20 protein-coding genes are annotated in these 20,343 nt (G+C 38.5%); 17 read left to right on the forward strand and 3 right to left on the reverse strand.

Annotated elements, in window-relative coordinates; translation table 11 throughout:
- Window positions 1–176 precede the first annotated feature (176 nt).
- Window positions 177–626 carry a MarR family winged helix-turn-helix transcriptional regulator gene (locus tag CXF72_RS01565; RefSeq protein WP_101036330.1) on the reverse strand — a complete coding sequence of 150 codons (450 nt, stop codon included), beginning with the start codon at window positions 624–626 and terminating at the stop codon, window positions 177–179.
- A gap of 169 nt (window positions 627–795) precedes the next feature.
- Between CXF72_RS01565 and CXF72_RS01570 the strand changes: the two genes are divergently transcribed.
- From CXF72_RS01570 to CXF72_RS01585, 4 genes are all read left to right on the forward strand, one after another.
- Window positions 796–1,218, forward strand: a complete 423-nt coding sequence (locus tag CXF72_RS01570) for an organic hydroperoxide resistance protein (protein WP_101036332.1) — start codon at window positions 796–798, stop codon at window positions 1,216–1,218.
- Window positions 1,219–1,312: 94 nt separating this feature from the next.
- The gene (locus CXF72_RS01575; protein ID WP_101036334.1) at window positions 1,313–2,242 is read left to right on the forward strand and encodes an NADP-dependent oxidoreductase; all 930 of its coding nucleotides are present in this window, start codon (window positions 1,313–1,315) and stop codon (window positions 2,240–2,242) included.
- 619 nt (window positions 2,243–2,861) lie between these two features.
- On the forward strand, window positions 2,862–2,978 hold the full coding sequence (locus CXF72_RS01580; protein ID WP_232784850.1) for a LuxR C-terminal-related transcriptional regulator: 117 nt from the start codon (window positions 2,862–2,864) through the stop codon (window positions 2,976–2,978).
- A gap of 1,256 nt (window positions 2,979–4,234) precedes the next feature.
- Window positions 4,235–4,495 carry a hypothetical protein gene (locus CXF72_RS01585; RefSeq protein WP_157823167.1) on the forward strand — a complete coding sequence of 87 codons (261 nt, stop codon included), beginning with the start codon at window positions 4,235–4,237 and terminating at the stop codon, window positions 4,493–4,495.
- A gap of 308 nt (window positions 4,496–4,803) precedes the next feature.
- Here the strand turns inward: CXF72_RS01585 and CXF72_RS01590 are convergent, their stop codons facing one another.
- Window positions 4,804–5,487, reverse strand: coding sequence for a FadR/GntR family transcriptional regulator (locus CXF72_RS01590; protein WP_101036338.1), 684 nt, complete (start codon window positions 5,485–5,487; stop codon window positions 4,804–4,806).
- Between the two features lie 1,085 nt (window positions 5,488–6,572).
- Between CXF72_RS01590 and CXF72_RS01595 the strand changes: the two genes are divergently transcribed.
- From CXF72_RS01595 to CXF72_RS01620, 6 genes are all read left to right on the forward strand, one after another.
- Window positions 6,573–7,169: a hypothetical protein gene (locus tag CXF72_RS01595; protein WP_101036340.1), complete on the forward strand. Its 597-nt coding sequence runs from the start codon at window positions 6,573–6,575 to the stop codon at window positions 7,167–7,169.
- The gene (locus CXF72_RS01600; protein WP_101036342.1) at window positions 7,159–7,491 is read left to right on the forward strand and encodes a hypothetical protein; all 333 of its coding nucleotides are present in this window, start codon (window positions 7,159–7,161) and stop codon (window positions 7,489–7,491) included. The genes CXF72_RS01595 and CXF72_RS01600 overlap by 11 nt, the downstream gene beginning before the upstream one ends.
- Before the next feature lie 4 nt (window positions 7,492–7,495).
- Complete coding sequence (locus CXF72_RS01605; protein WP_101036344.1) at window positions 7,496–7,903, forward strand: hypothetical protein; 408 nt, start codon at window positions 7,496–7,498, stop codon at window positions 7,901–7,903.
- Between the two features lie 1,208 nt (window positions 7,904–9,111).
- On the forward strand, window positions 9,112–9,366 hold the full coding sequence (locus CXF72_RS01610; protein WP_101036346.1) for a type II toxin-antitoxin system Phd/YefM family antitoxin: 255 nt from the start codon (window positions 9,112–9,114) through the stop codon (window positions 9,364–9,366).
- The gene (locus CXF72_RS01615) at window positions 9,359–9,619 is read left to right on the forward strand and encodes a Txe/YoeB family addiction module toxin (RefSeq protein ID WP_101036348.1); all 261 of its coding nucleotides are present in this window, start codon (window positions 9,359–9,361) and stop codon (window positions 9,617–9,619) included. The genes CXF72_RS01610 and CXF72_RS01615 overlap by 8 nt, the downstream gene beginning before the upstream one ends.
- A 424-nt stretch (window positions 9,620–10,043) precedes the next feature.
- Window positions 10,044–11,207: a DNA cytosine methyltransferase gene (locus CXF72_RS01620; protein ID WP_101036350.1), complete on the forward strand. Its 1,164-nt coding sequence runs from the start codon at window positions 10,044–10,046 to the stop codon at window positions 11,205–11,207.
- 26 nt (window positions 11,208–11,233) lie between these two features.
- On the opposite strand, the gene CXF72_RS01625 is transcribed toward CXF72_RS01620, so the two are convergent.
- The gene (locus CXF72_RS01625) at window positions 11,234–13,123 is read right to left on the reverse strand and encodes an ATP-binding protein (protein WP_157823168.1); all 1,890 of its coding nucleotides are present in this window, start codon (window positions 13,121–13,123) and stop codon (window positions 11,234–11,236) included.
- 940 nt (window positions 13,124–14,063) lie between these two features.
- Between CXF72_RS01625 and rpsB the strand changes: the two genes are divergently transcribed.
- The 7 genes from rpsB (at window position 14,064) to ispC (ending at window position 20,227) form a co-directional block, all read left to right on the forward strand.
- Entirely contained in the window at window positions 14,064–14,798 is a 735-nt protein-coding gene (rpsB, locus tag CXF72_RS01630; protein ID WP_101036354.1) for a 30S ribosomal protein S2, read from the forward strand.
- Between the two features lie 99 nt (window positions 14,799–14,897).
- A complete protein-coding gene (gene tsf / locus CXF72_RS01635) occupies window positions 14,898–15,776 on the forward strand; it encodes a translation elongation factor Ts (protein ID WP_442966016.1) in 879 nt (292 codons plus the stop codon).
- Window positions 15,777–15,965: 189 nt separating this feature from the next.
- Entirely contained in the window at window positions 15,966–16,715 is a 750-nt protein-coding gene (gene pyrH, locus CXF72_RS01640; RefSeq protein ID WP_101036355.1) for a UMP kinase, read from the forward strand.
- A 32-nt stretch (window positions 16,716–16,747) separates the two neighbouring features.
- Window positions 16,748–17,305, forward strand: coding sequence for a ribosome recycling factor (gene frr / locus CXF72_RS01645; RefSeq protein WP_101036357.1), 558 nt, complete (start codon window positions 16,748–16,750; stop codon window positions 17,303–17,305).
- Window positions 17,306–17,382: 77 nt separating this feature from the next.
- Window positions 17,383–18,120: a polyprenyl diphosphate synthase gene (gene uppS, locus CXF72_RS01650; RefSeq protein WP_232784851.1), complete on the forward strand. Its 738-nt coding sequence runs from the start codon at window positions 17,383–17,385 to the stop codon at window positions 18,118–18,120.
- A 52-nt stretch (window positions 18,121–18,172) separates the two neighbouring features.
- Window positions 18,173–19,024 (forward strand): phosphatidate cytidylyltransferase, encoded by an 852-nt coding sequence (locus CXF72_RS01655; RefSeq protein WP_101036362.1) that lies wholly within the window; start codon window positions 18,173–18,175, stop codon window positions 19,022–19,024.
- A 3-nt stretch (window positions 19,025–19,027) separates the two neighbouring features.
- The gene (ispC, locus tag CXF72_RS01660; RefSeq protein WP_101036364.1) at window positions 19,028–20,227 is read left to right on the forward strand and encodes a 1-deoxy-D-xylulose-5-phosphate reductoisomerase; all 1,200 of its coding nucleotides are present in this window, start codon (window positions 19,028–19,030) and stop codon (window positions 20,225–20,227) included.
- The last annotated feature ends 116 nt before the right edge of the window (window positions 20,228–20,343 follow it).

Raw genomic sequence — 20,343 nt, forward strand, 5'->3', positions numbered from 1 at the left:
GGGTCAAGTCTAAATGGCACTGCATTAAGGGATAACGCCTGTTTTTCTGGGGCTTTCAATGAGGATATGATTTTACAGACTTTGCACATTAATGGGGTCAGGTTAAAATTAAATTGTTGTTTATAATTCACTCAATGGCAGATTAAATTTAACCTGACCCTAATTATACTGCGTTTCTAATCCTTGCCCGTTAAGTTTTTCAGTAACAGATCACAGGATGCCTTAAGTGAATTTAACGCTTCAATGTCCATCTTAGATTTACAAAACATATCCGTAGGTACTTGTTCTGCTTGTTGGCGCAACGCAGTACCCGCATCGGATAAGCTAATTATTCTCACTCGTTCATCTTCTTTACTACGCGCACGCACAATCAAACCTTTCGCTTCTAAACGTTTTAATAGTGGCGTTAAGGTGCCCGAATCTAAATGTACTTTGTTGCCTAATGCTTTGACATTCATGGTTGAGTCTTCCCATAACACCATCATCACTATGTATTGCAGGTAGGTTAAATCTAATTTTTTAAGCAGCGGCTGATAGGCACGGCCCATTGCATTTGATGCGCTGTATAAAGAAAAACAGATCTGTTTATCCAGGCTCAGATTTGATGTTGGATTGGGTTTACTCATAAAGAAGGTCCAGTAGTGTTAAATAAAGAATAAATACATTGTGCACAATATACTTGCTTTGTTAGAAAAACTCAATTACCATACAAAAATGAATTGCGCGCAATCTAATTGCTCGCCACTTAATTTTGCAATTGAACTTACTCTTTTAATTTATAAAAAGGAAACGACCATGACAACGTTATACACAACATCAGCAACAGCACTAGCAGGCAGAAACGGACAAGTAAGCACTGACGATAACAAGTTAAACGTTGCATTAAGTTATCCAAAAGAGATGGGCGGCACGGGTGAAGCAACTAACCCTGAACAGTTATTTGCTGCCGGTTATGCCGCTTGTTTTTCAAATGCACTTTTACATGTGGCAGGTGAAACCAAGGTTGCTATCAAGTCTGCTCCAACAACTTCTACGGTGGGCATCGGACCAAATGAAACGGGTGGTTTTGCGTTAACGGTTACATTATCGATTGAACTTGAATTAGAACAACAAGCAGCGGTTGAATTAGTGACAACGGCGCATCAAGTTTGTCCTTATTCAAATGCTGTACGTGGCAACATTGACGTGAAATTAATCGTTAATGGTGTTGCACTATAAAGCGACATTACAATAAATTATCAGCAAAGAGTCAGTGATGGCTCTATGCTTATTTAGCTTTAACTCATCCGATTTTATACCTAAGGAATACATCATGCGCGCAGTTCAAATTAAACAATATGGTGGTACAGAAACGCTACAGTTAGTTCAAATCGATACACCTAAAATCAATGCTGACGATATCTTAGTTGCAGTGAAAGCCACTTCAATTAACCCTGTTGATTGGAAGATTCGTGAAGGTTATTTAAAAGAATTTATTCCTTATGCTTTACCCGTTACCCTGGGCTGGGATGTTGCTGGTATTGTCACTGAAGTGGGTGCAGATGTAACCGAGTTTAAGGTCGGAGATGAAGTATTTAGTCGCCCAGATATTAGCCGTAACGGTAGCTATGCAGACTTTATTGCCGTTAAAGCTGATGAAGCCGTTTTAAAATCTAAAAAATTAGATTTTGCACAAGCAGCATCGTTACCTTTAGCTGGTATTACTGCGTGGCAATGTTTGGTGGATGTTGGCCAGATTCAAGCTGGTCAGCGTGTACTTATTCATGCTGGGGCTGGTGGTGTTGGCCACTTAGCGATACAGATTGCTAAAGCAAAAGGTGCGATTGTTATTGCAACTGCATCGAAAGATAACCAAGCATTGTTAACTGAACTAGGTGCTGATCAAGCTGTTGATTATACCAAAGGACCGTTAAGTGAGCAGATTGAAGCGGTGGATTTAGTACTTGATACGATAGGGGGTGCAGTACAGCAGGACTCTTGGGCGTTGATCAAAAAAGGCGGCATGTTGGTGTCTATTACTGAAGCACCAAGTGAAGAAATTGCTAAACAGCATGGTGTGATCGGGGCTTTTGTATTTATTGATCCAAGTAGCCGCATTTTAGGCGAACTTAATACCTTAGTTGAAGCAAACAAACTAACTCCGTTGATCGAACACCGTTTTTCACTTGAACAAATCGTTGCTGCGCATAAACAAAGTCAATCGGGCAGAACGCGCGGTAAAATCGTGATTGAAGTAAGTTAAGTCGCTTCATATTTATAATCTCTAAATTAAATCGTTAGTTGGATATCTATTGTCAGAAGTGGCAATATTTCTCCGCCTAGCGATAATTCGTTGTTGCGCTTAAGTGACTGATCCTCTGTTTAGCATTTTCATTTACAATCGCTACAACAACCTCTCTGCAAAACCAAAAGGTTGGACATATACTTATATTTCATCATCAATTCAATATATTAGACTTCCAAACTAGTGCGGCTACGGATATCTTCGACAGTTTTTCTTGTTTGCTCGATGACTTTAGCAAAGGAAATTGTGGTACATCCACTTATTGAATTTTTACAAATCAAATTATTAGCTTAACAAAGGTTTGAATGTACAGCCTTTTTTTCTCTGCATGGTAATGTTGATGCCGCCCTGACAGCGTGTAGATGATGAGAAACCGAAACGCAGTTTCGCAGTTCGAGAGAGTCATGCTCTTTCAACAGCAAAAGAAAACAGGTCACGCAGAGCTTAGCCCACTCATAAGCCTGAGCAGCCGCTCAATTCACTCCATGTTCCACTTGCTAAAGGAATTGATTGAGCAAGAAAAACGGTCGGAAATTGCCTAGCCGCATTGGTTTGATTTCTTTATCAAAAGGTTTGGATGTCCCATTTTTTCGCGCGCACGGTTAATAAACATTTAGAGCAGATTTATAAAAAATTGGGCGTCGATAACCGGACCTCAGCGGCGGCAATATCGATTCGCATACTGGAGGCTTGATCTGCAGCCGTATCGGTTTATTTATAAATATTTGGGTTTTCTTTACGCAATATAGTTAAATATTGTGCTGTGGAATAAAGTTAAACTACTTCCATTCAGTCAATTTTAATACAGGTTGTTTGCTTTTATATGATAAAATGTTTTTATTCTCTTTACATGTTAAGTTGTCAGATCATGTTTTTTTTTGTAAAAAAGTGCATACTAACAAGCATGAAAATTAAATGCCGGACCAACACTTCATGAAATTTAAGCTTCTCCCTGCTGTTGCATAGCCTTCTGTCAATCAACAAACACTAAAAAAGAACACTGGATAAAGCCATGAGAATAAGGGTGTAATTCGTTTGAGTGTTTGCAATGTAAAAGGTCAATTTTCTAAAGGGGTTTATGGAATTAGATGGGATTAATGAAACAGTCTAAAAACGGCAGAGCCTTTGGTGATAGTTTTGCCGTCGAGCGCTTTCCTGACAATAAAAAACAGTGAATGCCTCTACTGTGTGCCATTTATGCTTATCGCCTTTATTTGCCTGTTAAAAATAGGCTAACCCTAATATGAGATACTTAAAACACGAATGAAATTCAGTGACATAAGAACTGAGCATAAATTTAATGACCATATTACGCCGTTAGTGACTGACCTTAGTCGCTGTGAAATTGATTCTTTCCGCTCAAGGAAAGATTTAGGCGTGAAGCTAAAAAGCTGCCTATGCTTGAAAGATTTAGCGGTCAATTTAAAAACTTTGTTATTAGGTGGAAGGGGCGCTGTCACCTGACAGCCATTCCCCATCATCCGCATTCTCCCATCCATGGTACAAAAATCTGCAGCTTGTTATGGGAAATTTAATGAGAATGCACTTCGGAATACATTGTATTTAACGACATAAATATTGTATTTAACGACATAAAACATTGGATTTAAAGATATAAGACATTGTATTTAAAGATATAAGACATTGTATTTAAAGATATAAAACATTGTATTTAAAGATATAAAACATTGGATTTAACATTATAACCAGAGGGTACCTATGAATATAACCTTAGCGCTACCGTGCGTAGTTTATTGACGACTTTTATCAATATACGCTAAAAATGATCATATAAGTCTACATTTATTTATAAACTAGCAGGTTAAGCAACAGCAAGATAATGATCTTTTTGGACTGATAAAGCAGCGCCACCGTGCGAATTAGGCTTGCAGAATTTATAGAAGCCTAAGATTCATGAACAATCAGATAATAACTAATAGAGAAAAAATTATGCCATTAAAAATAACAAAATATAACTCAAAAGAAGCCTTAGTAGATGCGTTCGCTGAACATATATACGAACATGGATATCAGCAGGAAGAGTTTAAATTTTTAGATGCAGACGGCGGAAGATCAGGTATGTCATTAGCGAAAGGGGCCGCTAAATATCGACTCCAACTTGTTGAACAGTACGAGACGGCTGTAATAGGTGTGCCTGAAACCGCAAAATGGTGTATTAATGGTTCTCCTTATTTCGGCTATGCGGAATAAAAATAAAAGCCTCGCTTTTATTAAGTCATTCGAGCAATATTTAATCCGCCCAATCAAACTCCCTTACCAGATCGGTTTTTCGTAAGCTTGTGCCTGATAGCGATCAAAAATGCTTATAAACGAGTGCTTATAAATAAACGATGCGCTATCAATAAAAGCGTGGAAACACGAAGAATAGGCTGATATAAGTAGATTCGTATTATTCTGCAGATATAAAAAAGGCGAGCTAAGCTCGCCAATATTTGTCTGAGAAAAAACTATCTGAAAGTTGTTTTAAACCGAAAAATTACTTGGAAAACAGTATTTTCTCAATGATATGAAAATCGGGATGCTTCGCGTGCTTGTTCTTCTTTGCCTGCCATAATGGCCACATAAATTGCGCGACGCTCTTTAATACATACTCCAGCATTTTCTGATGAATAGAGAATAAAACTCATAAAGATGGTTGCTAAAACATTACCAAAAGGTAAATAGAAGTCATTGCCCGTTGATAAGAAAATCAAACGATGGAAATGCATGTCTACTTCTGCCCAACGGTCATGATCAAAATCTTTAGCAATTTCTTCCATCTTCTGAAAAGTATCTGAAAGTTCGATACGTTGTTCTGCCGAAGCATTTTTTGCAGCTAATGCGCAGGCTTCGGGTTCAATCGCTTTTCGTAAACCAAGAAATTGTTGGTAAAAAACTTTTGAATTTTCAAGGCCATCCATCCACTCAAGCAATTGCGGATCGATAAAATTCCAATTGGTTTTATCCGTTACCGTTGTGCCAATTTTCGGTTTAGATCGTAATAGACCCTTTGAACTGAGTAATTTTACCGCTTCACGTAAAGCTGTTCGACTGACACCGAATTGGTCACATAAAGTCATTTCATTCGGAATTTTCGATCCTTGAGGTAAAGCACCAGACAAAATGCCTTGCGCAATTGTACGAGCAACTTGTAGATGCAAATTACGTGCTGAGGCTGATATTGTGCTAAAACTTGAATACATTGGAACCCTTCTGCATGGGAAATATAAGACAGGAGTCGATCGGACTATTAGAATAATAATACTTATTACTGCCGTATACATTAATGAAGCATACATAACATATTAACAAATAACTAGCAAATAGTTAACAACTAAATAACAAATTTTTATAATTTATTATGAGTCAAAATCGATTTGTTATCGATTTTGTTATCGATGTTATGTATGACAATAATACATTTTTTTGCTAATTGAAGATAATTAAATTTTATGTTTTTTATAAATCGTCTTTTTTTCGTGACGGTCGTTTTTTTGTATTACATAAATAGAATAGACAGTGAATAAAATAAAAGCGAATGCGATTGGACGTTTAATATAAGAATGGGCAACTTCCTTCGTACATTATCATTGGCAGAAGGAGATTTAAGCCGCGCAAATGTCATCATCCTTAAATTAGAAATGGCCAGCAATTACCCTATAAGCTCAATTTAGTTACCGGACAGACGTATAAACTTGTCCTGACGAATACGGATGAAATTAAATATGAATTAGAAGTATTTTAATTTGTTGAAAAAATATTCACCCGTAAAATTGAACTGGTTACTGAAAAAGGATGTTTTAAGGTCATGTCAGTGAGATTGAAGTCGCTCCTCATGTTTCTCTAGAGTTGTATTTTTTATCCGTACAAACCGCTGCTAATATCGAAATGGTCGGTGGGCATAAAGAAGCTTGCATGGCGGGGCAGATTAATACCAATTAAACAAAGGTGAGTAAGCCATTGCGTTGGGTTATTTGTTAAGTTAAAAAGGGGGCCAGTTTTAGCTCACAATTTAAAAATTTTAGTTTTCCCTTCCTAGTACCATTCTTATCTCCATACTTTTTTTGTACTACGCTTATAAGCGTAAATACTGATGCAATTCATTAAACTAATACCGTTGCTCATTAAACTAATACCGTTGTTAATTAAACTAATACCATCGCACCTGACAAAATAATGAACGCTGATTTCACATTGTTGAGTGGTATCTACAAGCTTTCAGCCCTTTTAAAAGCGATTATTACAGCGATAGTCTGGGACAAAACAAGATAGCTAATAGGAAATGTTAATGGACACCTACTACCCTTTGCTGATTACATCCGCCATGCTTTTACTGCCATTAATTCCAGCCGCTATTATTTATCTTCTGCTGACGCCCGGTAATAAAAAAAATGTAAATGAAGCAAAAGGAGAATACGAGGGGCAGTTTCTCAGTTTGGGAAAAATTCGGGTTGAGTTTAATGTCTTTGGATCGACAGCGACCTATGCGTTAGTGCTTTTTGCCGCATATTACATGCACAGCGATATGGAGTCACAAAAAATACAGAGACGGTCAATGCAGGACCAGCAGGCTTGGTTGGTTGAGGTTCCTGTGAGGCTAAAAGATTCAGATGGCAAGCCTCTTCAAGCTAATAATGAAGAGATGCAGCAGGTTATGGTGACCCTGGAACCGGGTAATATCGAAGCGTCAGCCAGTACACTGCAATTTTGGGTGGTGCCCGATAAAGGGCGATTCCCGACTGCAAATTTCTCCATGCCGGGGGCTCGAAATAGGGTAACCCTTGATCTTAACAATAAAAAAATTATTACCCACAAGTATGGATCCAGAAAAATGGAAGGCATTGTGCCTGTTTGGCTTGATTTCGGAGAAGCATATGGGCATTAACACTATAAAATGCTTAACACGTAAAGTCACCTTGCCCCTTTCTTTTTTATTATTGCTTACTTCGATGGCGGCTCATGCAACGGATGTCAGAGGACGAATTGATTTTAGTGCTCGAAACGGAATTTTTCCAATGAACGGTGCGTTTGTTGAACTCTGCATCATTGGTGGAGGTTGCTTGTCCTATCGAACGGGATATGACGGAATGTATTATTTTCGCACAGCCCCAGGCAACCATGACATTCTGGTAAATGGTCGATTGCTGTTCAGACAATTTATTCCTAATCAACCCTATTTTGATATACCGCCGCTGATAGGTAATTAGCCCAATGTTTTGCCTTAATAAATTTAAAATTACAGTGCTACTGTTATTCGGCTTTATCTCTCCGCTCTATGCTAATGCTTGTGATCTTGAGTTTGACGGATCTGAGTTTCTGGAGGCATCCTATAGAAAGGGGCTCAGTCCTAGTTCTACCTGTTATGAAACAAATATCAGCGAAAATCTTTTTTTTGCTTTCCCGGATAAGCCATGTGGATTAACTTTTGCCAGGTCTGGCTGGCTTAATGACAGATGGGATTTAAAAGGTATTCAGGGCCGCGGAACGTTTAGTGTGAAAATGTCCGATACGAATTTTACGGTTATGATAGATGCAGCGGGAGGATTCAGATTGAATAGCGTTACGCTGCATTCCGATGCAGATAATTGTGAGAATGCCACACTGGAGACGGTGTTATAGTTGGCCGATGGCCGATGGCTATCAGCTATCAGTTATCAGCCGACAGCCGTTATCTGTTTATTTTCTGTTTTTTCTTATTCTTAAAGTAAGCAACTGCTTTCACCGTAACAACCCTAAAGTTAATACCGCATTGGTTATTTGTAAGCTTTCGCTTGGAGGCTGATGGTTTAACTTTCATTGTTGGTATTCCGCTCTGACGGCGAGTTATTTTGATCGATGCCACGATCCACGTGGTCAGGAAATTTCCTAGCCGCTACGGATTGTTTGTAAGCCTTAGCTTGTGAGCTTTTGGTGTCACATTCATTGTTGGTATTCCGCTCTGACGGCGAGTTATTTTGATCGATGCCAAGCTCTGCATGATAATGTTGATGCCGTATTGGTTATTCGTAAGCCTTAGCTTGTGAGCTTTTGGTGTCACCTTCATTGTTGGTATTCCACCCTTGACGGCGTGTAGACGATGAGAAACCGAAACGCAGTTTCGCAGTTCGATGGAGTCATGCTCTTTCAACAGCAAAAGAAAACAGGTCACGCGGAGCTTAGTCCGCTCGTGACACTATGCTGTCGCATAACTCGCCCAAAAGAATGCCGTATACAGGTCACGCAGAGCTTAGCCCGCTCATAAACCTGAGCTGCCGCTCAATTCGCCGAGACGTTTTTTTATCTTACTAAATAAATTCCTTTTTAACGCACCAGTCCGGACAGCACATCCATGTGCAGAGCCGAACTTAGCAGAAACAAAGGGCACGCAGAGCTTAGCCCGCTCATAAGCCTGAGCAGCCGCTCAATTCACTCCATGTTCCACTTGCTAAAGGAATTGATTGAGCAAGAAAAACGGTCGGAAATTTTCGTAGCCGCACTGGTTTAGTTTATTTATAACAAGGCTCGGATATCACCGATTTTTTTTAACTTATTGAAAATAATCAGTTAATTTTTATGGTCTGCATTTGTAGAGGTCTCTATAAATGCAACTGCGTCATTTTTCCAACATAAGATATTAATTTACAATTACACACTGCGTCTATCTAACTGTTTTATAGGTCTGTTGTAATATAATTATTACCATAAAATAAAATTTTAAATGTGTATTAGTAAGAATGCAGACTAATACACTGTTAGCTGCTTCAATTTGACCTGTACCTAATGTTGCACAGGTTACCCTTTTGAATTAGACTTGTCCTATTTATTGTACAACTAAAAAAGGGGGGGCTATGAGAATTGTATCTTTTACTGAAGCAAGAAATGGGCTTAAATCTGTACTTGATAATGTCGTAAACGACGCAGATTATACAGTAATTACACGTAGAGATTCTGAAGATGCTGTTGTTATGTCTATGGATCATTACAACAGCTTGATGGAAACTGTTCATTTATTAAAGTCTCCTGCTAACGCAGCTCATTTAGCTCGCTCTATTGAGCAATTCAAATCGGCTCAAGTGATTGAGCGAGAAATATTAAATGACTAGGTTGTTAGCATGGACTGATGATGCATGGTCTGACTATGTATATTGGCAAGGACAAGATAAAAGAACGCTTAAAAGAATCAATAAATTAATTACTGACACTAAGCGTTCTCCATTTGAGGGGATAGGAAAACCTGAACCTCTTAAAGAAAATTTATCAGGTTTTTGGTCTAGACGTGTAGATGAATCAAATCGTCTAGTATATACAGTTAATGACAGCCACATTACGGTTATATCCTGTCGCTACCATTATTAATTATATCCAGCAGCTAAACAGCTGTTCAACAAGAACAAAGTACAGTTGGCTTTTGCGCCTTCGTCGCTATTTTAGCCAACAAAAAAAATATTGGACATATATGGACGCTCCACACCTGTCAAATAATTGAGTTAAATAAATCATTAAAGTACTCTGGTTCGTAACCCTAAAATAACAAAATGCGACCCATTTTTCTAACCTTTATTACTCAAGCCCTTCACTAACTCTGTTCTCCAATAAAGCAGTCTTATTATGAGCATTAAATAATTAACATGGGTGTCTTGTTAAATAATGCAAAATGAAAGATCTGACCCATGCCCCAAAAAGGTTTGGGTGTTCCCGCTTTTTGCTTTTTACTTATGAAGATGGTAATTATTAGATAAAACGGTAAAATCTATTTGCTAATAATTTATAGGTATTTTTAATGACAACTAAAGCAATTGATTTATTTGCTGGGGCAGGAGGATTTACAATAGCAGCCCACGATGCTGGGGTTAATGTGATTGCTGCAATTGAGTTTGATAAGGCTGCATCTAATACCTATAAAGAGAACTTTATAGTAAAAGAAAAGCGTTCAATTAAGTTAATTAACGATGATATTAACTTTGTAGAGCCTTTGAAGTTAAGAAGATCATTAAAACTTAAAATAGGGGAACTTGATCTGATTCTTGGAGGTCCACCTTGCCAAGGTTTCTCTACACACAGAATAAATAACTCTGGTGTTGATGATCCTAGAAATATCCTTCTATTACGCTATTTTGAATTCGTTCATGAGTTTAGGCCAAAAGCATTTTTAGTAGAAAATGTCACCGGATTACTTTGGAAGCGACATGAAAATCACTTAAATAAATTTATTGAATTAGCAACTAAAGAAGATTATGAAATATGTTATTGCGATATCCTCAATGCAAAAGATTATGGTGTTTCTCAAAATAGGAAGCGAGTTTTTATTTACGGTGTAAGAAAAGATGTCCTAGATAACTCGGTTCAATTCCCTCCTATACCAACACACTTTTCTCCTAGCTCTGGAAAGCATCCTTATTGGCAGCCTGCATCTACTGTTTTTGAACCCATTCCTGAAGAATATATTGATCGTTATATTGACGAGTATTTTTTAAAAAAAACAAAATATACAAAAGAAGAGTCAAAAGACCTTTTATATAGTTTAAAGAGCGGGGAGCCTATTCCAAAAGACGATAAGTGTAATGTATATATGCAGCCAAGTTCTATTATGATAGAACGCTTTGCGGACACTCCTCTAAATGGAAGCAGAGAGGATGCAGGGGATAAACATAAATTAAAATGCCACTCTAATGGTTACAACGGCCATAATGATGTCTATGGTAGGATACTAATCCATCAGCCTAGTAATACTATTACGACAGGCTGTAATAATCCATCTAAAGGTCGTTTTACTCACCCTTGGAATAATCACGGCATTACCTTGCGTCATGCGGCAAGGCTTCAGTCATTCCCTGATAATTTTACTTTTTTGGGTAATAAGACAGAGCAAGCTAAGCAAATTGGAAATGCAGTTCCTCCACGATTAGGTAAGAAGTTAATCCAAGCGATACTTAATATAAAATAAATAATTTGGTTAATAAATTTGGAAAGTTAGTTCTCAATTTGCTCAACCCCGAGCCCTTTCCGTAATTCGTCTAAAAAACCCTCCCAAAGTGGATGCTTTTTATTCCGATTTTTAAGAAATGTTTTTTGGAATTGTAATATCGTTGAAGCATTTGTTTCTTCTTCTCCGTGGTGAGACTTTGCTGAATTTTCAAGTAGGTCTTTATACTCATCTATATGCGTATGCTGAGCTTTAAATATTTCTACAAAGGGACCCGTTGATATTTTCCATAGCAACTCTTCAGGCGTATCAACATTCATAAAGAAAAATTTATTATGGTAAGCATCTAATATTTTTAACTGAAACTGAATTTTGTCTTCTTTATTCCGTTCTTCTCCAGCGGTTCCACCATTCAATGGTAGGGGAAAGGTATTGCCCTTTACATTTGTTTGTTCCCTTAATAAATTATTAACCTTTGGGTAATCAGATACTGAAATACTAGTTCTACGTTTTTTTAATACTAACGTTTTATTCTCAATCTTGATTTTATATTTCTCTCTATCCTTTGGCTCTACCGAACAGCGTTTATCTCCATCAAGAAAAACAATATCCTCACTACCATCATTAATTGCAAAATGTACGGATAAATTTTTAATGATAGTCTCTGCGCCACCTGAATAGGGCGCGACAATATATTGTGATCTTATAGTGGAATCAATATCATCTAAAGCGGCCTCTACAACAGCCTTAGCTAAATTATCTTCTACATATATTTTCCGCTTGTTGTTAACTACCCCACCCAATCTGCAAAAAGCTTGTTCAGGTGTACATTCGTTAATAACATCAAATCGATTATTTGCTGGGTTTTGCTGAAAAAGTTTGATTGCATTGCTAGGCAACCCTTTAAGAAAATGCTCCGAATGAGTAGATATTACTATTTGCGCATTTTTATCAATAATTGCAGTGAAAAGTAAATTTCTTAACTCATTCTGTGCGCCAGGGTGTAAAGACACCTCAGGTTCATCAAGTAAAATTAAAGCATTCTCAGGCGCAGATAGTACACGACAAACACAATTAACTACTGCAACTTCACCACTACCTGCTACGGCCTCAGAATAACTTTTTGTTCCATCATAAAAAATAATAGAAGAGCCTTTGTTATCAAATAAAGTATGAAAAATCCTTTTTGCAGAAGTGTATGTTTTTCCCAGTATTTTATTAGCCCAAAATAATTGAGTTTTTGTTAAGTGTTCTACTTTATTAATAACCTGTGAATGCCAAGTTACTGGTAGATATTTTGGTTGAAGTAGCTTACTTTCTAACACTTTTGACCTATTACGAAGAAAGTCTTGAACATGACTGTAATATTCATGCTTACTCATATCTTTAAAGTAAAAAGATATATCAAATGAACTTAATTCACTTCGAAAGTCAATATATACTACTTTTTTATCAATAGCTTTCCATCGAGATTGATTTCTGAAAGGGGCATGTTCAGGAAAAATGACATCTGGCATTTTTGCCATATTATCAGTCATACTAGGTCTAGCTGTTTCCCAATAATCGGGATTCTTTCTAGCACCTGTACGAGCCGACCTAACCCTTTTTTTAATTACTTCGACAGAGTCATCCATTCCTGCAGGTACAAATTTATATATTATTCGATTAACTCCTCCGCTTTCATCAATTGGATCTAATGCAGTAGAAAACCAATATTTTCCTAAGGAATAACCATCAGGGCAACCATACAAAGAAGTTAAAACAGATGATTTACCAGAGCCATTTGGTCCAACAAGAGCTGTTAACGCAGAATCAAAAGTAAGAAAAGTGTCATTCTGAAGGTTTTTATATCGAGGGAATCTGATTTTATGAATGAAATTAGATTTTTCTTGAACTTTAGTCTTTATAATTTTCTTAAGTAAATCAGTCATTGGCATAAGCATAAATTCATTTAATAGGATGGTTAACCATACCTGAAATATGAGTTAACCTAAAAGAAAAGGTGGAAAATTTTTCGGATTAATAAAAGAGGAAAAAAAGATTGGACACCCAAATCTTTTTTAAAACCAAACCAAAGCGGCTACGGAAATTTCCGACCATTTTTCTTGATCAATCAATTCCTTTAGCAAAGGAAATCGAGGAGCGAATTGAACGCCAGTTCAGGTTTATGAGCGGGCTAAGCTCTGCGTGCCCTTGTTGATTTCATTAGGCTTGGCTCTGCACATGGATGTGCTGTCCGAGCCGGTGCGTTAAAAAGGGATTTATTTATCAAGATAAAAAAACGTCTCGGACGGCACTGTGAGTTATGGGGCAGTATAGTGTCTCGAACAAAACTCTCTTTACCTTATCTCTCTTGCTGTTGAAAGAGCATGACTCCCTCGAACTGCGAAACTGCGTTTCGGTTTCTCATCATATACACGCCGTCAGGGCGAAATTCCAACAAAGAAAGTTAAACCAAGCGCTTATAAGCGCTTGGTTTACAAATAACCGATGAGTCCGCATAAACTTTGAAATAGATTTATAATAGGCGGAGTGTCTATCGCCGCATCTCCTATTTCAACTACAATATCAAATGCGTAAGCACTCAATGGGCAAGCTCTTTAACAATTACTTTGCAGGACACTTATTGAGTTAAAATTAGTTCTATGGTATAAAGCGCGTCGAGATTGTAACATAACTTAATTGTAACAAATCTCACTTAACTGGCGCGTACTTTATGATTTGTAGATTCACTGGTTGAATTCTTAAATTTAAAGACGTTCTTCAAATAACACACACACGTCGACACGTCACTCGGGGTGCCTGATTTCAAATAATTTGAAATTCGGTCGAGTGTATGGGATGTGTGGAGGCCTAACCCCTTAAAAGGAAATTCTCATGGCAAATGTATCAATGCGCGATATGCTACAAGCAGGCGTTCACTTCGGTCACCAAACTCGTTACTGGAATCCAAAAATGAAACCGTTCATTTTCGGCGCTCGTAACAAAGTTCATATCATCAACCTTGAAAAAACTGTTCCAATGTTCAACAGTGCACTTGATTTCTTAGAGCAGAAAGCTGCTAAGAAAGGTAAAGTTCTATTTGTTGGTACTAAACGTGCAGCTTCAGACGCAGTAAAAGAAGCAGCTATCAGCTGTGACCAATTCTACGTTGATCACCGTTGGTTAGGTGGTATGTTGACTAACTGGAAAACAGTTCGTCAATCGATCAAACGTTTGAAAGACCTTGAAGTTCAAAGCCAAGACGGTACTTTTGACAAAGTAACTAAAAAAGAAGCATTAATGCTTGCTCGTGAATTAGAGAAACTTGACAAAACGCTTGGTGGCATCAAAAACATGGGCGGCATCCCAGATGTAATCTTCGTAATCGATGCAGATCACGAACACATTGCAATCAAAGAAGCGAACAACCTAGGAATTCCTGTAATCTCTATTGTTGATACTAACTCATGCCCAGATAACATTGATTATGTTGTACCTGGTAATGATGATGCGATCCGTGCTATCAAACTTTACTTAGAAGCAGCTGCTACAACGATTAAAGCTGGTCGTGCGCAAGATGTTATAGTACAAGCTGAGCAAGACGGTTTTGTTGAAGAAGTTAGCGAATAATTAGCCTTTAGAGCTAAGTATCTCTTATTAATCAGTCTATGATTGATTATTGGGGGGCTGTTGCCCCCCCTTTTTAATTGAAATAATAGGAATTAGACAATGGCTATTACTATAACAGCTAAGCAAGTTAAAGAACTTCGTGACCGTACTGCTGCGGGTATGATGGATTGTAAAAAAGCACTAGTTGAAGCCGAGGGTGACCTTGAGCTTGCAATTGAAAATATGCGTAAATCAGGTGCAGTTAAAGCCGCTAAAAAAGCTGGCCGAGTTGCTGCTGAAGGTGTGATCTTAGCAAAAGTTGAAGGTAGTGTTGCCCTTCTTGCTGAAATCAACTGTGAAACAGATTTTGTAGCAATGGATAAAAGCTTCCTTGCTTTTGCAAATAAAATTGCAGACATCGCATTAGCCAATAAAGTGACTAGCGTGGAAGCTCTCAATGAATTAGCTTACGATGGTGAAACTGTAGAAGTTGCTCGTGCTAACTTAGTGTCTAAAATTGGTGAAAACATCTCTATTCGTCGTTTACATATCGTTGAAGGTGAAAACCTTGGTGCTTATGTACACGGTGCCAAAATTGGCGTTATCACTGTGCTTAAAGGTGGCGATGCAGATCTTTCTAAAGATATTGCAATGCACGTTGCTGCAGCTGCTCCTCAGTATGTTAATGCTGCAGATGTACCTGCTGACGTTATTGCTAAAGAGAAAGAAATTCAGCTGGCAATCGCAGTAGAAAGTGGTAAACCTGAAGCTATTGCTGAAAAAATGGTTGTTGGCCGTATGGCTAAATTTTCTGGTGAAGTCAGCCTGACAAGTCAACCCTTTATTAAAGATCCTTCTATCAAAGTTGCTAAGCTTCTTAAAGACGCTGGCGCTGAGGTTATCTCATTTATTCGTTTAGAAGTGGGTGAAGGCATCGATAAGAAAGTTGAAGATTTTGCTGCTGAAGTTGCTGCGACAATGGCAGCTTCTGCTAAGTAATCAATTTTTTTGAACAATAAGCTTTGTTTATTGTCTTTAAAGAACCGCAGCTACGTCTGCGGTTCTTTTGCATTCAAAATAGGGTTTAGTATTGTCTTTAACATTTAATTATTTATACCTGTTAGGTTAACAAATTACGCTCAAAATTTATTAATCTAACCGGTATTAAGTCTACATTAAGGAACTAGCATGAAAACAAAACCAAAATCTGCATATCGCCGCATTTTATTAAAATTAAGTGGCGAGGCTTTGGTCGGCGAGGAGGGGTTTGGTATCGATCCTAAAGTGCTGGATCGTATGGCGCTTGAAATTAAATCATTAATAGAAGTGGGTGTGCAGGTTGGGTTGGTTATCGGTGGCGGTAATATTTTCCGTGGAGCAGGTTTGGCCGAGGCTGGAATGAACCGAGTTGTTGGTGATCATATGGGAATGCTGGCGACGGTAATGAACGGTCTTGCAATGCGCGATGCCCTGCAACGTTCGCACGTTAATTCGCGTTTAATGTCAGCGATTCCTTTAAACGGCGTTTGTGATGATTACAACTGGGCAAAAGCAATAAGATACCTTAAACAAGGGACTGTGGTGATTTTTGCCGCTGGCACAGGTAACCCGTTTTTTACTACCGATTCAGCCGCTTGTTTACGCGGTATTGAAATTGAAGCCGATGCTGTTTTAAAAGGCACAAAAGTAGATGGTGTTTTTGATGCCGATCCGGCTAAAAATCCCGATGCAAAATTATATAAAGAGATTGATTATCAATTAGTATTGGAAAAAGAGTTAAAAGTAATGGATCTCGCTGCGTTTACATTAGCACGGGATCATAGTTTACCTATACGCGTATTTAATATGAACAAGCCCGGTGCGTTAAACCGTGTTGTGTTAGGCGAAGATGAAGGTACAACTATTAAACATTGTGAGACAATAATAGAAAAACAATAATCAATTTATAACTGAAAATTAGGGAAATTGTTATGATCAATGAAGTTAAAAATGATGCTCAAACCCGTATGGGTAAAAGTGTTGAAGCATTTAGAAACCAACTTGCAAAAATTCGCACGGGTCGTGCACACCCCAGTTTATTAGATGGTATTATGGTGCCGTATTACGGCAGTAATACACCTATTCGTCAAGTAGGTAATGTCTCTACTGAAGATGCCCGTACATTAACAGTCACGGTTTTTGATGCCTCGTTAATTAAGGCTGTGGAAAAAGCTATCATGGGCTCAAGCCTCGGCTTAAACCCGATGTCTGCGGGTACTGTTATTCGTATTCCTTTACCTCCGCTAACAGAAGAGCGCCGTCGTGATTTAATTAAAATTGTGCGTGGTGAAGCAGAAAATAGCCGTATCGCCATCCGGAATGTTCGTCGTGATGCAAATAACGACTTAAAAATACTGGAAAAAGATAAAGATATCAGTGAAGATGAGCAACGTATTGGCGAAGAGTTAGTGCAAAAAACAACCAATGATCATATTAAACTGATTGAAGAGCTGCTTGTTGTCAAAGAAGCCGAACTACTTGAAGTTTAACCATCTAGCGTTAGCATATCCCTGTTTTGGATATGCTGACTAATGTTCCGCTATTGTTCAATTCATCAAGGTTGATTGTGACCAAATTAAATGAAAATTTAAAACATGCCAGGCATGTCGCTATTATTATGGACGGAAATGGTCGCTGGGCACAAAGCAAAGGAAAACATCGTGTATTAGGGCATAAACACGGGGTTAAATCTTTACGCCGGGCAATTGCTTTTGCAAGTGAGCAAAAACTTGAGGCGTTAACTTTGTTCGCATTCAGCAGTGAAAATTGGCAACGCCCAGAGCAGGAAGTTAATATGCTGATGGCGCTTTTTTTTACTGTATTAAGCAGTGAAGTCAAAAAGTTACAAAAAAACAATATTAAACTTAAAGTCATTGGTGAGCTGTCTGGATTTAGCGAAAGTTTACAAAAAAAAATCATTGAAGCTGAAAATGCAACCCAAGATAATACCGGTTTAGTGGTCAATGTTGCCGCAAATTATGGTGGCCGCTGGGATATTACGCAGGCAACCAAAAAGTTAGCCACTTTAGTGGCGGCAGGTAAGCTTAAGATAGAAGATATCAATGAACAGCTCCTCAATAGTGTTATCTGTTTGGCGGAATTACCGCCAGTGGATCTTCTGATCCGCACGGGGGGCGACCAACGTATTAGTAACTTTATATTATGGCAATTGGCTTATGCGGAATTTTATTTTAGCGATGTTTTGTGGCCGGACTTTGACGGTCGAGAGTTTCAATATGCGCTAGATGTATTTTCAAGCAAAGAGCGTCGCTTTGGAAAAACCGCTGCACAATTAATAAGCTAATAATCAAGTTGCTGGTTTTTTCAGTATCAATGTATTTAATCAAGGTGTTTCTGTGCAACAACGAATTATAACTGCTTTAATTTTAGCTCCTCTTACCATTGCTGGTATCTTCTTTCTTCCATTAAAGTTTTTTATGCTTTTTGGTGCCGCCATTTACCTGCTATCGAGTAAAGAGTGGGCGGGGTTCGTGAGTAAAACGCCTTCCGGTCTGACTCTATTTATTTTCGGTTTACTGCTTGGTGGGACATTATTATTAATACCCGCCGAACAAATCTGGAGCGCGGGTAAGGTCAACGGTTATATTATCTATGCCCTGTTCGCTGCGGCGCTTTGGTGGTGCCTGTCTCTGCTAATGGTTATCAGTTACCCAAAATCAGCAAAGCTATGGCACAAAAATAAATTAATTAAATCTGTTTTTGGTTTGTTAACCCTAGTACCTTTATTTTGGGCAATGGTTGTTTTACGTTCGGTCAATATTGAGCATGATTTTTATTTCGGTGCTGAACTACTCATGTACGTTTGCTTTCTGGTTTGGGCCGCCGATATTGGAGCCTATTTTTGCGGGAAAAAATTTGGTAAGCGCAAATTGGCGGCTAAGGTTAGCCCCGGAAAAACCATAGAGGGCTTTTTGGGCGGAATAATGAGCGCAATGCTTGTGGCAATGCTAGGCTCAGCCTTCTTTGTCATTCCAACGGATCAAATGGCCATCTTTTTGGTCGGCTCTTTGGTCACTATTATGGTTTCTACACTCGGTGACTTAAGTGAAAGTTTATTTAAACGAGAAGCCGGAGTAAAGGACAGCAGTAATTTATTACCTGGCCATGGTGGCATTTTAGACAGGATAGATAGTTTAACCGCTGCTGTGCCGATTTTTACCCTTATTTACCTATTCTGGTTAAGTTAGAATATGAAAAAATTAGCTATATTAGGCGCAACGGGTTCGATAGGCGATAGTACACTCAGCGTTTGCCGGAGTAACCCCGGGTTATATCAGATTACCTTATTAGCAGCCTCATCCAGTGTTGATAAAATGTTCGCGCTGTGCCGCGAGTTTACCCCGTTGTACGTTTCAATGAGCTGTAAAATAGCGGCTGAAAAATTGCGCAGCTTACTAAAAGTAGATAATTTATCATGCCATGTGCTTGATGATGAGCAGGCGTTATTACAACTACTTGCAAGTGATTATGTGGATTCAGTGATGGCTGCTATTGTTGGCGCCGCAGGGTTAAAAACAACGCTCGCGGCGGTTGATGCGGGTAAAGAAGTTTTTTTAGCCAACAAAGAAGCTTTGGTGATGTCCGGCGCACTTTTTATTGATGCTGTTAAAAAGTCAGGTGCAAAGCTTTGGCCCGTTGATAGTGAGCACAATGCTATTTATCAGGCATTATCACCGAAGTTGCAAGATACTATTGGCGCTTGTGATTTATCCGGGGAAGGTGTCTCTAAGATACTGTTAACCGGTTCTGGTGGTCCCTTCTTAGAAAAACCCTTAGCAGAATTTTCAGCGATCACTCCGGCTCAGGCTGTTAAGCATCCTAATTGGTCGATGGGTAAAAAAATATCAATAGACTCGGCCACCATGATGAATAAAGGACTTGAGTATATTGAAGCGCGCTGGTTATTTAATGCAACGAAAGAGCAGTTGCAGATAATAATACACCCTCAATCGGTCATTCATTCCATGGTGCAATATAAAGATGGTAGTGTGATAGCGCAGATGGGCAACCCGAATATGCGCATTCCGATTGCCTACGTCTTAGGAGGTGAGCAGCGTATAGAAAGTGGAATCGATTCTTTAGATTTTTTTGCCGCGCCTGATTTTAGTTTTAGCGCGCCTGATTTTGATCGTTATCCCTGTCTGAAATTAGCCATTGACGCTTGTTTTGAAGGGCAGCAGTCAACCACTATTCTAAATGCAGCAAATGAAATTGCGGTTGAGGCTTTTTTAAATCAGAGCATCAAGTTCACCCAGATATCACAACTTGTTGAGCGTGTTTTAAATCAATATCAAAGTGCTGCTATTGAATCAGTCGAGCATTTGTTAGAGATTGATAGCCAGGCGAGGTTAAGCGCCAGTGATATTATTAAACGGGATTATTTATGCTGAGTAGTTTATGGCATTTAGCTGGTGCGTTTTAATGACGCATGAAAGTGCAAATATTGAGTCAGTTGATTATTTGTTGAAGATTGATAGCCAGGCGAGGTTAAGCGCCAGTGAGATTA

The sequence above is a fragment of the Psychromonas sp. MB-3u-54 genome (assembly GCF_002836415.1).
Lineage (GTDB): Bacteria > Pseudomonadota > Gammaproteobacteria > Enterobacterales > Psychromonadaceae > Psychromonas.